At 70.9% G+C, this 16,025-nt stretch carries 10 protein-coding genes and 1 pseudogene; 9 read left to right on the top strand and 2 right to left on the bottom strand.

All coding sequences use genetic code 11. From position 1 onward, the window contains the following. The first annotated feature begins 74 nt into the window (after positions 1 to 74). Positions 75 to 749: an HAD family hydrolase gene (locus tag MBR110_RS24930; RefSeq protein ID WP_011879959.1), complete on the top strand. Its 675-nt coding sequence runs from the start codon at positions 75 to 77 to the stop codon at positions 747 to 749. Positions 750 to 1,035: 286 nt separating this feature from the next. Here MBR110_RS24930 and MBR110_RS24925 read toward each other — a convergent pair whose 3' ends face one another. Continuing rightward, a complete protein-coding gene (locus MBR110_RS24925; RefSeq protein WP_060081436.1) occupies positions 1,036 to 1,743 on the bottom strand; it encodes a succinate dehydrogenase/fumarate reductase iron-sulfur subunit in 708 nt (235 codons plus the stop codon). 99 nt (positions 1,744 to 1,842) lie between these two features. Beyond that, the gene (locus MBR110_RS24920) at positions 1,843 to 2,085 is read right to left on the bottom strand and encodes a DUF6566 family protein (RefSeq protein WP_011879957.1); all 243 of its coding nucleotides are present in this window, start codon (positions 2,083 to 2,085) and stop codon (positions 1,843 to 1,845) included. 177 nt (positions 2,086 to 2,262) lie between these two features. On the opposite strand from MBR110_RS24920, the gene MBR110_RS24915 reads away from it, so the two are divergent. The 8 genes and pseudogenes from MBR110_RS24915 (at position 2,263) to glgB (ending at position 15,996) form a co-directional block, all read left to right on the top strand. Then, positions 2,263 to 2,964 (top strand): MgtC/SapB family protein, encoded by a 702-nt coding sequence (locus MBR110_RS24915; protein ID WP_059740436.1) that lies wholly within the window; start codon positions 2,263 to 2,265, stop codon positions 2,962 to 2,964. Continuing rightward, on the top strand, positions 2,961 to 3,299 hold the full coding sequence (locus MBR110_RS24910) for a hypothetical protein (RefSeq protein ID WP_011879955.1): 339 nt from the start codon (positions 2,961 to 2,963) through the stop codon (positions 3,297 to 3,299). Before MBR110_RS24915 ends, MBR110_RS24910 begins: the two co-directional genes overlap by 4 nt. Then, a pseudogene (locus tag MBR110_RS24905) lies at positions 3,296 to 5,483 on the top strand (VTT domain-containing protein). The gene MBR110_RS24910 and the pseudogene MBR110_RS24905 overlap by 4 nt, the downstream one beginning before the upstream one ends. Beyond that, entirely contained in the window at positions 5,474 to 6,265 is a 792-nt protein-coding gene (locus tag MBR110_RS24900) for an endonuclease/exonuclease/phosphatase family protein (protein ID WP_059694121.1), read from the top strand. Before MBR110_RS24905 ends, MBR110_RS24900 begins: the two are co-directional and overlap by 10 nt. 37 nt (positions 6,266 to 6,302) lie before the next feature. Beyond that, complete coding sequence (locus tag MBR110_RS24895) at positions 6,303 to 6,791, top strand: phage protein NinX family protein (protein WP_014725721.1); 489 nt, start codon at positions 6,303 to 6,305, stop codon at positions 6,789 to 6,791. 195 nt (positions 6,792 to 6,986) lie between these two features. Further along, positions 6,987 to 10,388 (top strand): alpha-1,4-glucan--maltose-1-phosphate maltosyltransferase, encoded by a 3,402-nt coding sequence (locus MBR110_RS24890; RefSeq protein WP_181709640.1) that lies wholly within the window; start codon positions 6,987 to 6,989, stop codon positions 10,386 to 10,388. Beyond that, the gene (gene treS, locus MBR110_RS24885; RefSeq protein WP_059740499.1) at positions 10,388 to 13,798 is read left to right on the top strand and encodes a maltose alpha-D-glucosyltransferase; all 3,411 of its coding nucleotides are present in this window, start codon (positions 10,388 to 10,390) and stop codon (positions 13,796 to 13,798) included. Before MBR110_RS24890 ends, treS begins: the two co-directional genes overlap by 1 nt. Continuing rightward, complete coding sequence (gene glgB, locus MBR110_RS24880; RefSeq protein ID WP_181709639.1) at positions 13,795 to 15,996, top strand: 1,4-alpha-glucan branching protein GlgB; 2,202 nt, start codon at positions 13,795 to 13,797, stop codon at positions 15,994 to 15,996. Before treS ends, glgB begins: the two co-directional genes overlap by 4 nt. Positions 15,997 to 16,025: the final 29 nt, after the last annotated feature.

Below are 16,025 nucleotides of genomic sequence, written 5' to 3'. Positions count from 1 at the left end.
ACGTCGGCGGGCCGATAATGTGCGCAACCCTTCGCGAACGATTCGCCCGAATGTCACCAGGCCAGGAGATTCACATGCGCATTGAAACGTCATTTCTGTTCGATCTCGACGGCACGCTCGTCGACAGCGTCTACCAGCACGTGCTCGCGTGGAAGGAAGCGCTCGATGCAGAAGGCATCGAGCTGTCGGTATGGCGCATCCATCGCAAGATCGGGATGAGCGGCGGGCTGTTCCTCAACCAGCTGCTGCGCGAAACGTCGGGCGACATCGACGCCGACCGCGTCGAACGGCTCGCCCGGCTGCATGCGGCCGCCTACCAGCGGCTGCGCGCGCAGGTGCGGCCGCTGCCCGGTGCGCGCGAGCTGCTGGCCGCGCTGTCGAACGCCGGCATCCGCTGGGCGATCGCGACCAGCGGACGCATGGAAACCGCGGCCATCAATCTGGAGGCGCTCGGCGTCGATCCGGCGAAGAACGTGGTCGTCACGCGCGATCAAGTCAAGTATGCGAAGCCGGACCCCGATCTGTTCCTGACCGCCGCGGCGAAGTTGAACGTGCAGATCGAACATAGCGTCGTGGTCGGCGACAGCATCTGGGACATGCTTGCGGCGAGCCGCTGTCGCGCGCTGGGCGTCGGCCTGTTGTCGGGCGGCTACGGCAGCGACGAACTGGAGCGCGCCGGCGCGCTGCGCGTGTATGACGATCCGGCCGATTTGCTGCGGCATCTCGATGAGGTGGCGGCGCGGCCGTGAGGTCAATTCGGATGCGTGCGGGGGGCGTGGGACGGGGCATCGTATTGCCGCGAACCCGAATCCCGTAACGAGACGGGACAATCCATCACCGGCTTCCCGGCGTTACACGAATCCACGGGCAAAAGCAGCCCGTATTCATGGCAACGAGGTGATGCAGACAAGACCCGGTTCCCCGCGCACGAACTCGGCGCCAAGTTTCAGCATCCCGACGAAATCGCGACCGTAGTTTCCAGCAAAAATACGGTACGCGCGTCGCGTTCGCCCGGATCGCTGAGCCCCCCGCCCCCTAAACCGTCCTCCTGACCAACATCGTCCGAATCTCCGAAATCGCCTTCGTCGGATTCAATCCCTTCGGACACGCATCCGTGCAATTCATGATCGTCCGGCACCGGAACAGCCGATACGGATCCTCGAGATCATCGAGCCGCTCGGCCGTCGCCATATCGCGCGAATCGGCAATGAACCGATACGCCTGCAGCAACCCCGCCGGCCCGACGAACTTGTCCGGGTTCCACCAATAGCTCGGGCACGACGTCGAACAGCACGCACACAAAATGCACTCATACAGCCCGTCGAGCTGGTCGCGCTCCTCCGGCGTCTGCAACCGCTCGCGTTCAGGCGGCGTCGTGTCGTTGATCAGGTAAGGCCGTATCGAGTGGTACTGGTTGAAGAAGTCCGTCATGTCGACGATCAGATCGCGCACCACCGGCAACCCGGGCAGCGGCCGCAGCACGATCTCGCGCGGCAGCGTCTTCATGTTGGTCAGGCACGCGAGCCCGTTCTTGCCGTTGATGTTCATCGCATCGGAGCCGCAGATCCCCTCGCGGCACGAGCGCCGGTACGACAGCGTCTCGTCGTCGTGCTTCAGGCGTCCGAGCACGTCGAGCAGCATGCGGTCGTCGGCGCTCACGTCGATCTCGTAGCGCTGCATGTACGGCGCGGCGTCGCGGTCGGGATCGTAACGGTAGATATGAAGCGTACGCGGATCGTTCATGGTTCCTCCCGGCACGGCGCCGGCATCGGGTGACGAGGTGCGCGGCCGGCCCGCAAACGCCATACCGGCCGGCCGCGCATCAACGTGCATCAACGCGACTCAATCGTCGTCGAGCCGCTTGTCGATCAGATAACGTCCACGCTCGACGCCCGCGCGCAGCGCCTCCTCTTCCGACGCCCACTCCGGATTCGCCGGCTCCGGCACGAACAGCTCGATGCGCGCGCCGTCGACGTACACCTGCACCTCGTCCGCCCACGCGCCGCGTTCGTTGCGGCGCGCCCACACGCGTATCTCGTGGCCGCGATACGGATCGCGCACCTGTGCATCGGGTTGATGCTCCATGCTGGCCCCCTGTGCTTATCTGCGATGACATGAAAAAAATGCGCGCCGCATGATCGGCGCGCACGCCGCGCTGCCCGCGCGCATACGACATGCCCGCGCCTCCGCGCCCGGCACGCCCCTTGCGTCCCCATTGCACATCGCACCGCTCCGGTACGCCAGATAAAAAGGGAGGCCACGATGATCGGCCATATCGAACTTCTCGGACGCCTGCTGCTCGCCGCGCTGCTCGGCAGCGTGGTCGGGCTCGAGCGCGAGCGACTCAACTGGGCCGCGGGCCTGCGCACGCACATGCTGGTGTGCGTCGGCTCCGCGCTCGTGATGCTCGTCTCGATCTTCGGCTTCGCGGACGTGCACGGGCAGGCAGGCGTCGTGCTCGATCCGTCGCGGGTCGCCGCGCAGGTGGTGTCGGGCATCGGCTTTCTCGGCGCCGGCTCGATCCTGCTGCGCGGCGAAGTGGTGCGCGGGCTGACGACGGCCGCGAGCCTGTGGGCCGTGGCCGGCATCGGCCTCGCGGCCGGCGGCGGCATGTACGTCGCCGCGCTGGGCGCGACCGCGATCGTGCTGGTGATTCTCGCCGGCGTGAAGCCGCTCGAGCGCCGCTTCATCGCGCAACGGCAGCAGCGCACGCTGCGCCTCGTCGTCGAGCGCGGCGGCCTCACGCTCGCGACGCTGCACGACGCGCTCGGCAACGGCCGCGTGCGCGTGAAGCGCTTCATCGTCCAGCAATCCGACGACGATCCCGACACCGACGACATCTCCGTGTCGTTCTCGCGCACGAGCGGAGCGGAATTTGCGGCGATCTGCCGGACGCTGAAAGGCATCACCGGCGTGCGCGCCTGTTGCCCCGACAACGACAACTCGTCAAGGAGTTTCGCGTGACCCAGACGCGCCTGCTCTCCTACCTCGTGACGAGCCAGCTCGCGGCGCGCATGCGCGGCGGCGAGTGGCTCACCGTCAGCCAGGTCGTCGGCGCGCTGCGCGCGTGGCTCGCCTGCCATCACGCCGAATGCGACTGGCTCGACCGGATCAGGATCGCGCACGCGTCGCTGCTGATCGCGCAAGGCATCTACGAGATCGCGTGCGCGTACGGCGACCCGGAAGGCGTCGAGCGGATTCGCATCGATCTCGCGTCGCCCGAGCTGAAGGCGCTGCGCGCGCGCTGCGACGTGCTGCTGCAACGTATCGACGGCAACCGCGACGCCGGCGCCCGATGAGCACGCCCGACCAGACGACGCACCGGCCGTTCGCGGCCAACGCGCGCGGCGACGCCGTACCGGCCTGGTCGCCCGCGGACGAGCCCACGCGCCACGGCCTGCTCGAACGCGGCCGCAACTGCGACGCGATCCGTCATGCGGACCGCTTCACGACGCTGGTGGACGGCGCCGCGTATTTCCCGACGCTGCGCGCCGCGTTGCGCCGCGCGCGCCACACGGTGTTCATTCTCGGCTGGGACGTCGACAGCCGGATGCAGCTCGCGCCCGACGGCGCGGACGACGGGCTGCCCGACACGCTCGCCCCGTTCCTGCACGCGCTCGCGACCGCGCGGCACAACCTGCGCATCTACGTGCTCGCGTGGGACTTCGCGATGATCTACGCGCTCGAGCGCGACTGGCCGCCGGTCTATCGCGCGGCATGGCGCGCGCATCGCGGCATCCGCTTCCGCCTCGACGATTCGCATCCGCGCGGCGCGTCGCATCATCAGAAGCTGGTCGTGATCGACGACCGGCTCGCCTTCGTCGGCGGCCTCGACCTGACGGTCGCGCGCTGGGACACGTCGGCCCACGCAGCCGACGATCCGCGCCGGCGCGACGCGCGCGGAATGCCGTACGGGCCGTTCCACGACGTGCAGGCGATGTTCGACGGCGACGCGGCCGCCGCGATCGGCGAGCAGGCGCGCACGCGCTGGTTCAATGCGTGCGGGCGCCGCATCGCGATCCGCGCGCATCGCCATCTCGATCGCGAGGACGACGTCGATCCCTGGCCGCCCGGCGTACCGGTCGACGTGCGCGACGTGCAACTCGGCATCGCCTATACGGCGCCGCGGCATCGCGACCGCGAACCGGTGTCGCAGGTGCGCGCGCTGGTGGAGGACACGATCCGCGCCGCCCGTCGCCATCTGTACATCGAGAACCAGTATTTCACCGCGGCGGTGGTGCGCGATGCGCTGAGCGCGCGCCTCGCCGACCCGCACGGGCCGGACGTCACGGTGGTCGCGCCGCGCGTGCAGAGCGGCTGGCTGCAGGAGGCGACGATGGGCGTGCTGCGCGCGCGGCTGCACGGCACGCTGAAAGCGGCCGACCGCTTCGACCGCTACCGCTTGCTGTATCCGCACGTCGACGGCCTCGGCGACGGCTGCGTGAACGTCCACAGCAAGCTCGCGATCGTCGACGACGAATGCGTGGTGATCGGCAGCGCGAACCTGAACAACCGCTCGATGGCGCTCGACACCGAATGCTGCGTCGCGCTCGTCGCGGCCGGCGAGCCGCGCATCCGCGCGGCGATCGCCGCGTTGCGCGACCGGCTGCTCGCCGAACATCTCGGCACGACGCCCGCGGCCGTCGCCGACGCGTTCGCGCAGCCGGAACGGCCGAATGTCGCGCTCGACCGGCTGCGCGCGAAGGACGGACGCACGCTGCGCACGCTGGAGCCGGCCGTGACGCCGCAGCTCGATGCGCTGGTGCCGGTCAGCGCGCGCCTCGACCCCGAGCAGCCGATCGAGCCGGACCGCTTCGTGCGCGAGTTCGTTCCGCAGGAGCAGCATCGATCGCTGACCGCGCGTTTCTTCGTGCTGGGGGCGGCCGTGCTGCTGATCGCGGCGCTCGCGCTCGCGTGGCGCTTCTCGCCGCTCGGCCATGAGCTGAACGTCGCGTCGCTCGCGCGCGCGGCAATGCGCGCCGCGCAACTGCCGGGCGCGCCCGCGCTGCTGCTCGCCGGCTACGTGCTCGCGGCGACGCTGTCGGTGCCGATCACGCTGCTGATCACCGTAACGGGCCTCGTGTTCGGCGCGTGGCCGGGCCTCGCCTATGCGTCGGTCGGCACGATGGCGGCCGCGGCGGCGACCTACGGGATCGGCCGCTGGCTCGGGCGCGAACCGGCTCAGCGAACGCATCGGCCGGCGCGGCGTGGTCGCGATGGCCGTGCTGCGGCTGCTGCCGATCGCGCCGTTCACGATCGTGAACCTGGTGGCCGGCGCGTCGCACATCGGGCTGCGCGACTACCTGATCGGCACCGCGATCGGGATGCTGCCCGGCATCGTGCTGACGGTCACCTTCGCGCACCAGCTGACCGCCGCGTTGAGCCATCCGGATCCGGGCGCGTTCGCGTGGCTCACGGCGATCGGCATCGCGCTGGTCGGCCTGTCGGTGCTGCTCGTCCGGGCGCTGCGACGATGGCGCTGAGCACGCAACCGGCGCCGCCGCCGGACATCGTCACGTCGGACGCCGCGCCGGCCGGCGCGCCGCGCGGGCACGACCTGCGGATCGCGACATACAACATCCACGGCGGCTACGGCGCATGGCCCGCGCGCGCGGTCGAGCGGATCGTCGCGGTGATCCGCGAGCTCGATGCGGACGTGATCGCGTTGCAGGAAGTGCCGCTCGGCGGCACGCGCGCGCCGGACGTGCTCGCGCATCTGCGCGACGCGACCGGCATGCACGCGGTCGCCGGCCCGACCATCGACACGCCGGAGCGCCGCTACGGCAACGCGGTGCTGTCGCGCTGCCCGATCCGCGCGGCGCGCACGCTCGACCTGTCGTTTCATCAGCGCGAGCCGCGCGGCGCACTCGACGCGGACATCGACTGCAGCGCCGGCCCGATCCGCGTCGTCGCGACCCACCTCGGGCTGTCGGCGAACGAGCGCAGCGCGCAGGTGCAGCGGCTGCTCGCCGCGTTCGACACCGGCGCGATGCCGGTGATCCTGATGGGCGACATCAACGAATGGTTCGTGCGCGGCCGCGCGCTGCAGGCACTGACCACGCGGTTCCGCCGCGCGCCCGCGCCGCGCACGTTCCCGACCGCGTGGCCGGTGTTCTCGCTCGACCGCATCTGGATCCATCCGGGCGAGCTGCTGGTCGACGTGGCCGTGCATCGCAGCATGCTCGCGCGCCACGCATCCGATCACTATCCGCTGGTCGCGCAGATGCGCGTGGAGCCGGGCGCGGGCACGCCGCTTGCGGGCTGAGCGCAGTCCCTTTATGGAGCCTCACGGAGCCTTGCCCATGCGAACCGACGAACTCACCGGAACGGCCCTCGATTACTGGTGCGCACGCGCATTGTGCGCGGACGCCGAAGACACGCTGAGCTTCACGGCCGTCGAGCCGCAGGTGATCGTGACCGCCGCATGCGACGCGCTGCGGCGGCTCGACGCGCAGTTCGCGCCGTCGGCGTCGTGGGCCGATGCGGGCGCGGTGCTCGAGCACGCGGTCGAACTGCGCGTGGTGCGGCGCGCGGACGGCGTCGAATGCGATGCGCGCTTCGACGACGGCCCGTCGACCTGCGCGGCCCGCGCGCCGAACCTGCGCGTCGCGTTGCTGCGCGCGTTCGTGCGCGCGCGCTTCGGCGACGAAGTCGACACGCCGCCGGCGTTCGCCCACCGGATGGAGCGCGGCATGCCGGTGCGGCACGACGTCGGCGTGCCGATTCCTTCCACCGACCACGATCCGGCCACGGGCGAAAGCTCGGATATCCGCTCGATCCCGCGCATGTGACGCAGCGCGATGCCGGGCCGCCGCCGCGCAAGGGATGCAGATGTCGTGCCACCCGCATGTAAAAACGACAGCATGACGGCCGCAGCGCCGCGAGCGTCCGCTGCGGCGCGCGGCCCCAAGCGCCAAACGGAGCAGGCACGCCGGTTGCGACGCAAACCGCCGTCCGCCCTTCGTCACGATCCTCATCCGCACCTCATGAACGTCACATCGCCCTTCGCCCCGCATGTCTACTTCTGCGACGCGCGCCTCGTCGGCCCGCTCGACGCATGGCCCGCCACGTTCGCGCACATCGCGGGAATGGGCTTCGACCACGTGCTGATCGGCAGCTTCTGGGCCGCCAGCGCCGCGGGGTTTCCGCGTCACGTCGCCGATTTCCACCGGCCGGCCGCGGCCTTCGCGACGCGCGCCGGCGCGGTCGAAACCTTCTCGCGGCTCGCGCAGCTCGCGCACGGTCACGGCTTGCGCGTGATGCTCGAAGTCGTGCCGGACCGCATCGCGCGCGTCAACCCACTGCGCAGCGAGCATCCTGACTGGTACGTCGAGCGCGCGCACGACGACGCCCTGATCGACCCGCGCAGCGCCGCGCACGAGATGGACGTCGCGCACGCGCAGCTCGGCGACGATGCGCCGCACGACGCGCACGACGGGCTCGGCGCGTGGTGGTGCAAACATCTCGTCACGTACGCGGATGCCGGCGCGGCCGGCTTCCTGATCGACGCGCCGCAGCGTCTGCCGCCCGCATGGTGGCCCGCGTGGCGCGCGGCGCTGCGCCGCGCGCGCCCCGACGTCGCGGTGCTCGCGGGCGTGCCCGGCCATGCGCGCGACGCGCTCGTGCAGCTGGAGGCGGCCGGCTTCGACGGCGTGTTCTCGTCGGCGCGCTGGTGGGATCTGCGCGCGCCGTGGTTCGTCGACGAGCACCGGCTGCTGCGCCGCATCGCGTCGCCGATCGCGTGCCCCGATGCGTTCGACGGCCCGCGCATCGCGGAAGACTGGCATGGCGCATCGGACGAGGTGCTGGTGCGCGCGTACCACCGCGCCATGTGGACCGCGGCGGCGCTCGGCACCGGCTGGCTCGTGCCGATGGGCTTCGAGCGCGGCGTCGCATTGCCGCTGATGACGCGCGACGCGGACGCCGCGCGCTATCGCGCCGCGTTCGACGGCGCGCGCTTCGATCTGTCGGGCGCGCTGGCCGATGCGAACGCGTGGCGCCGCGCGACGCCGCTGGCGGCGCAACGCGGCGAGATCGCGCAACTGAGCGCGCCCGGCGCGACCGCGACCGTACTGCTGCGCGGCAGCGGCCCGTCGCTCGAACACGACGACACGGCGCTCGTCGTCGCGCTGAATCCCGATCTGGACGCGCCCGCACTCGTCGACCCGGCGGCGATCCTGCCCGGCGTGCCGGGCGGCTTCACGCACGTCGCCGCGCCCGGCGGCACGCGCAAGCGCGGCTCGGCCGCGCTCGAGGCGTTCACGCTGGAGCCGGGCGGCTATGCGGTGCTCGACGCCCGGCGCGCCCCGCCCGCGACGACGCGCGCCGACGCGGCCCGCGAGCGCACCGCGCTATCGGCGGCGCTCGCGGCCGACCGGATCGCGATCGAGCGCGTCGAGCCGGCCGTCGATGGCGGGCGCTTCGCGATCAAGCGCGTGATCGGCGACACGCTGGTTGTACACGCATCGATCTTCACGGACGGCCATGCGCATCTGTCGACCGTGCTGCAATGGCGCGCCGACGACGAGGACGACTGGCGCGAGGTGCCGTTCATCGCCGAGCCGAACGATCGCTGGCACGCGAGCGTCGTGCTCGACCGGCTCGGCCGTCACGCGTTCCGCGTGGTCGCATGGCGCGACGACTGGGCGTCGCTCGTCACCGACGTCGCGAAGAAGCGCGCAGCCGGCCAGGACGTGATGCTGGAGCTGCGCGAAGCGCAACTGCTGCTCGCGACCGCGCTGAAACAGGCCGCGCCGGCCGACCGCCGCGCGATCGCGCAGATGCAGCGGCTCGCCGACGAATTCGGCGACGCGTCGCACGAAGCGCGGCTCGCGATGCTGGGCGCACCGGCGCTCGCCGACGCATACGCGGCGCTGCGCTACCGGCCGTTCGTCACGCACGACGAGACGGTGTACGCGGTCGAGGTCGAGCGCCGCGCCGCGCGCTTCTCGAGCTGGTACGAGATGTTCCCGCGCTCGGCGAGCAACGACGCGCATCGGCACGGCACCTTCGACGACGTGATCGCGCAGCTGCCGCGCATCCGCGACATGGGCTTCGACGTGCTGTATTTCCCGCCGATCCATCCGATCGGCACGACCGCGCGCAAGGGCCGCAACAACACGCTGAGCGCCGGCCCCGACGACGTCGGCAGTCCGTATGCGATCGGCTCGCCCGACGGCGGCCACACGGCCGTGCATCCGCAGCTCGGCACGCTCGAGTCGTTCCGCACGCTGGTCGACACAGCGCGCGCGCAGGGGCTCGAGATCGCGCTCGATTTCGCGATCCAGTGCTCGCCCGATCATCCGTGGCTCGCCGCGCATCCCGGCTGGTTCGCGTGGCGCCCGGACGGCACGCTGCGCTATGCGGAGAATCCGCCGAAGCGCTATCAGGACATCGTGAACCCCGACTTCTACGCGCCCGATGCGCTGCCCGGCCTGTGGGTCGCGCTGCGCGACGCCGTGCTGTTCTGGGTCGAAGCCGGCGTGCGGATCTTCCGCGTCGACAACCCGCACACCAAGCCGTTGCCGTTCTGGGCGTGGATGATCGCGGACGTACGCGGCAAGCATCCGGACGTCGTGTTCCTGTCGGAGGCGTTCACGCGCCCCGGGATGATGTACCGGCTCGCGAAGGTCGGCTTCTCGCAGTCGTACACGTACTTCACGTGGCGCGAGACGAAGCACGAGTTCATCGAGTATCTGACCGAGCTGACGGCCGGCCCGCCGCGCGAATTCTTCCGGCCGAACTTCTTCGTCAATACGCCCGACATCAATCCGCGCCACCTGCAGAACGCGCCGCGCTCGCAGTTCGTGATCCGCGCGGCGCTCGCGGCGACGCTCGCCGGCTCGTGGGGCATGTATTCGGGCTTCGAGATCGGCGAGTCCGCGCCGCTGCCCGACAGCGAGGAATATGCGGACGCCGAGAAATACGAGCTGCGCGCGCGCGACTGGAGCAAGGCCGCGCATATCGGCGGCGAAGTCGCGCGGCTGAACCGCGCGCGGCGCGACCATCCGGCGCTGCAGACCCATCTCGGCCTCACGTTCGTCCCTGCGGACAACGATCAGGTGCTCGTGTTCGTGAAGGCGACGCCGGCCCACGACAGCGTCGTGGTGGTGGCGATCAGCCTCGACCCCTGGCATCCGCAGGCCACCGACTTCACCCTGGACGCGTCGCTGTGGCGCGGCTTCGGGCTGGTCGACGGCGAGCCGCTCGACGCGCTCGACCAGGACGCCGCCCATGCGGAGACCTGGCGCGGCCATCGTCAATACGTATCGCTCGACCCGCACGTGCGGCCGTACGCGATCTGGCGGCTCGCGCCGTCGCCCGGCGCCGCGCGAGCGGCGGCGCCCGAGCCGGGCGAGGCCCGGCGCCTCTCGGGAGCACACGGATGATGAAACGCGAAGATTCCCTCGACGACGTGCGCCGCGCCCAGTTCGCGTCCGTCGCACCGGCCGGCACCGCGCGCGCACGCCGTGCGCGGCGCCGCGAGCCCGCACTGAGCACGGACGATCCGCTGTGGTACAAGGACGCGATCATCTACCAGGTGCACGTGAAGTCGTTCTACGACTCGAACAACGACGGGATCGGCGATTTCCCCGGCCTGATCATGAAGCTCGACTACATCGCCGAGCTGGGCGTCGACACGATCTGGCTGCTGCCGTTCTACCCGTCGCCGCGCCGCGACGACGGCTACGACATCGCCGACTATCGCGGCGTACATCCGGACTACGGCACGCTCGCCGACGTGCGCCGCTTCATCCGCGAGGCGCATGCGCGCGGCATCCGCGTGATCGCCGAGCTGGTGATCAACCACACGTCGGACCAGCACCCGTGGTTCCAGCGCGCGCGGCGCGCCAAGCCCGGCTCGACGCATCGCGACTACTACGTGTGGTCCGACACCGACACGAAGTACGCGGGCACGCGCATCATCTTCCTCGATACGGAAACCTCGAACTGGACCCACGATCCGGTCGCCGGCCAGTACTACTGGCACCGCTTCTACTCGCACCAGCCGGACCTGAACTTCGACAACCCGGCCGTCGTGCGCGAGGTGATCCAGGTGATGCGCTTCTGGCTCGACCTCGGCATCGACGGGCTGCGGCTCGACGCGGTGCCGTATCTGGTCGAGCGCGAAGGCACCAACAACGAGAACCTGCCCGAGACGCACGCGATCCTGAAGCGGATTCGCGCGACGATCGACGCCGAGTATCCGAACCGCATGCTGCTCGCGGAAGCGAACCAGTGGCCGGAAGACGTGCAGGAGTATTTCGGCAACGAGGACGAATGCCACATGGCGTTCCACTTCCCGCTGATGCCGCGCATCTACATGTCGATCGCGAGCGAGGACCGCTTCCCGATCCTCGACATCATGCGGCAGACGCCGGCCCTCGCGCCGAGCAACCAGTGGGCCGTGTTCCTGCGCAACCACGACGAGCTGACGCTCGAGATGGTGACCGACTCCGAGCGCGACCTGCTGTGGCAGACCTACGCGAGCGACCGGCGCGCGCGGCTGAATCTCGGCATTCGCCGCCGCCTCGCGCCGCTGATGGAGCGCGACCGGCGCCGCATCGAGCTGATCAACTCGCTGCTGCTGTCGATGCCCGGCACGCCGGTGATCTACTACGGCGACGAGCTCGGGATGGGCGACAACATCCACCTCGGCGACCGCGACGGCGTGCGCACGCCGATGCAATGGTCGTCGGACCGCAACGGCGGCTTCTCGCGCGCCGATCCGGAATTGCTGGTGCTGCCGCCCGTGATGGGCTCGCTGTACGGCTATGACGCGATCAACGTCGAGGCGCAGACGCGCGACCCGCACTCGCTGCTGAACTGGACCCGCCGCATTCTCGCGACGCGCCGCGCGACCCAGGTGTTCGGCCGCGGCACGATCCGCTTCCTGCGCCCCGAGAACCGCAAGGTGCTCGCCTACCTGCGCGAGCTGGACGGCCACGAGCCGGTGCTGTGCGTCGCGAACCTGTCGCGCGCGTCGCAGGCGGTCGAGCTCGATCTGTCCGAATTCGCGGGCCGCGTGCCGATCGAGATGACGTCGGACTCGCCGTTCCCGCCGATCGGGCAGCTCACCTACCTGCTGACGTTTCCGCCGTACGGCTTCCTGTGGTTCGTGCTGTCCGAGCACGGCCGCGAGCCGTCGTGGCGGCAGCCGCAGGCCGAGCCGCTGCCCGAGTACGTGACGATCGTGATGCGGCGCGGCGAGCAACGGCCCGACGTCGGCCAGCTGCATACGCTCGCGCACGACGCGCTGTCGTCGTGGCTCGCGCGGCGCCGCTGGTTCGCGTCGAAGGACCGCAAGATCGGCGACGCGCGGCTGAACGTCGTCACGCCGATGCCCGACGAGCCGTTCCAGTACGCGGAGGCATGGGTGACGACCCACGGCGGCGACGTCGAACGCTACGTGGTGCCGCTCGCGGCCGCGTGGGGCGGCGAAACGTCGAACCCGCTGTTCGCGCAGCTCGCGCTCGCGCGCGTGCGGCGCGGCCACACGGTCGGCTATCTGACCGACGCGTTCGCGCTGCCGGCCTTCGCGCGCGGGATGTTGCGGATGCTGCGCGACGGCGCGACCGTGCCGACTTCCGACGGCGGCCGCCTCGAGTTCCTGCCCGAGCAGGCGCTCGCGGCGCTCGATCCGGGCGACGATGCCGAAGTGCGCTGGCTCGCCGCCGAGCAGAGCAACAGCTCGCTCGTGATCGGCGATGCGATCGTGCTGAAGCTGGTGCGCAAGGTCGCGCACGGCGTGCATCCGGAAGCGGAGATGAGCCGCTACCTGACGCGGATCGGCTATGCGAACACCGCGACGCTCGCCGGCGAGGTCGTGCACGTCGATCCCGACGGCACGCCGCACACGGTCGCGATCCTGCAACGCTACGTCGACAACCAGGGCGATGCGTGGACGCGCTCGTTCGACTTCCTCAAGCGCGCGATCGACGAGCTGGCGCTGCCGGCCGTCGGCGACGGCGAGCCCGCGGAGCGCGACGGCGAGCCCGATGCGCTGCTCGGCTACGCGGCGTTCGCGGGCGTCGTCGGCACACGGCTCGGCGAGTTGCACGTCGCGCTCGCGCAGCCGTCGGACGACGCCGCGTTCGCGCCGGAGCGCGCGACGCCCGAGCACGTCGACGGCTGGTGCGTCGACGCGATTGCCTCGTTCGGCCATGCGCTCGACGTGCTCGCCACGCGGCTCGACGCGCTCGACCCGAGCGCCCGCGACGCGGCCGAGACGCTGCTCGCGTCGCGCGACGCGGCCGTGCAGGCGCTCGGCGCGCTGGTGCCGCGCACCCTCGACGCGGTCTGCACGCGCATCCACGGCGACTTCCATCTCGGCCAGGTGCTCGACGTGCAGGGCGACGCGCTGCTGATCGATTTCGAGGGCGAGCCGGCGCGCGCGCTCGAGCGCCGCCGCGCGAAGTCGCATCCGCTGCGCGACGTCGCCGGCTTGCTGCGTTCGCTGTCGTACGTGAGCGCGACCGCGCAGTTCGCGATCGAGAAGGTGCCGCCGCAGGCGGCCGGCCGCAAGCGCGCGTTGTTCGACCGCTTCGGGCAGGCAGCCGCGGACCGCTTCGTCGAGTGCTATCGCGCGGCGGCCGAGCACGCGCCGGAACGCTTCGTCGAGCCGCGCTACGCCGATCGCCTGCTCGCGCTGTTCCTGATCGACAAGGCGTCGTACGAGCTCTGCTATGAAGCCGCGAACCGCCCCGACTGGCTCGGCGTGCCGGTCGGCGGGCTCGCCGCGCTCGTCGAACGCCTGCTGGACGCGCACGCCGCGTCCGACCACGGAGGCACCCGATGACCGACACGCTGTTCGACCGCCGCGATATCGACGCCCTGCTCGGCGGCCGCCATCCCGATCCGTTCGCGTGTCTCGGCCCGCACGGCGAGGCCGGGCGCACGGTGGTGCGCGTGCTGCTGCCCGGCGCGCTGCGCGTGCGCGCCGTGACGCCCGGCGGCGACGAGCTCGGCGCGCTCGCGTGCGTCGACGACGCCGGCTGCTTCGCCGGCACGATCACGCACGACGGCCGCTACCGGCTCGCGATCGACTGGCCCGACGCGCAGCAGGTGACCGACGACGCCTACGCATTCGGCACGCTGCTCGACGACGCCGCCCTCGCACGCTTCGCGGCCGGCGACCCGGCCGCCGTGCTCGACTGCCTCGGCGCGACGCCCATCCGCGTGGACGGCGTCGACGGCGTGCGCTTCGCGGTATGGGCGCCGAACGCGCAGCGCGTGTCGGTGGTCGGCAACTTCAACAGCTGGGACGGCCGCCGCCACCCGATGCGGCTGCGGCGCCCGTGGGGCGTGTGGGAGCTGTTCGTGCCCGGCATCGGCCCTGGGGAGCACTACAAGTACGAGCTGTGCGCGGCCGATGGCAGCCTGCTGCCGCACAAGGCCGACCCGTGCGCGCGCGCGACCGAGGCGCCGCCACGCACCGCGTCGGTGGTCGCCGATACGGCCGCGCTCGACGGCTTCGGATGGCACGACGCGGGCTGGATCGACGCGCGGCCCGACGCCTGGCGGCGGTTCCGGGTGCCGTGGTCGATCTACGAGGTGCATGCCGAGTCGTGGCAGCGCGTGCCCGAGGAAATGGACCGCAGCGCGACGTGGGACGAGCTCGCGGAGCGGCTGATTCCGTACGTGAAGGGTATGGGCTTCACGCACGTCGAATTCATGCCGATCTCCGAATACCCGTTCGGCGGCTCGTGGGGCTATCAGCCGCTCGCGCAGTTCGCGCCTTCCGCGCGCTTCGGGCCGGTCGACGGCTTCGCGCGCTTCGTCGACCGCGCGCATGCGGCCGGCATCGGCGTGATCGTCGACTGGGTGCCCGCGCATTTTCCGAACGACGCGCACGGGCTCGCGCAGTTCGACGGCAGCGCGCTGTACGAGCACGCCGATCCGCGCGAAGGCATGCATCCGGACTGGAACACCTGCGTGTTCAACCTCGGGCGCAACGAGGTCAGCGCGTTCCTGATCGCGTCGGCGCTCGCGTGGGCGCGCCGCTATCACGTCGACGGGATCCGCGTCGACGCGGTCGCGTCGATGCTGTACCGCGACTATTCGCGCAAGGAAGGCGAATGGGTGCCGAACGTGTACGGCGGGCGCGAGAACCTCGAATCGGTCGCGTTCCTGCGCACGCTCAACGACGCGCTGCACGGCGCGGCCGCGCCGGCGGGCGTCGTCACGATCGCCGAGGAGTCGACCGCGTGGCCGGGCGTGACCGCGCCGACCGGCGACGGCGGGCTCGGCTTCGACTTCAAATGGAACATGGGCTGGATGCACGACACGCTCGCGTATCTGCACGAAGACCCGATCCATCGCCGCTATCACCACGACCGGATGACGTTCGGGCTCGTCTATGCCTTCTCCGAGCGCTTCGTGCTGCCGCTGTCGCACGACGAGGTCGTGCACGGCAAGGGCTCGCTCGCCGCGAAAATGCCCGGCGACGCGTGGCAGCGGCTCGCGACGCTGCGCGCGTACTTCGGCTTCATGTGGGCGCATCCGGGCAAGAAGCTGCTGTTCATGGGCAGCGAGTTCGCGCAATGGTCGGAGTTCGCGCACGACGCGACGCCGCACTGGGATCTGCTCGACGCGCCCGCGCACCGCGGCGTGCAGCGGCTCGTGCGCGACCTGAACCGCGCGTATGCGGCCGAGCCGGCGCTGCATGCGCTCGACTGCGATGCGGCCGGCTTCGCGTGGCTGATCGGTGACGATCGCGACAACAGCGTGCTCGCGTTCGCGCGCCGCGACGACAGCGGCCGCGTGGTGGTGGCGATCTGCAACTTCACGCCGGTGCCGCGCAGCGGCTATCGCGTCGGCTTGCCCGCGCCCGGACAGTGGCGCGAACTGATGAACACCGACGCGGCCGTGTACGGCGGCACCAACGCCGGCAACGACGGCGCCGTGTGGGCGCAGGACGTGCCCGCGCACGGCCAGCCGTGGTCGGCGACGTTGCACCTGCCGCCGCTCGCGACGCTGTGGCTGACCCCCGCATGACCCATCACGCTTTCAACACGGAGACGCTC

The organism is Burkholderia sp. MBR-1 (assembly GCF_013822785.1).
In the GTDB taxonomy this organism is placed as follows: Bacteria; Pseudomonadota; Gammaproteobacteria; order Burkholderiales; family Burkholderiaceae; genus Burkholderia; species Burkholderia vietnamiensis.
The sequence above is the reverse complement of the archived record's forward strand: the minus strand, read 5'-3'. Positions and strand labels throughout refer to the sequence as shown.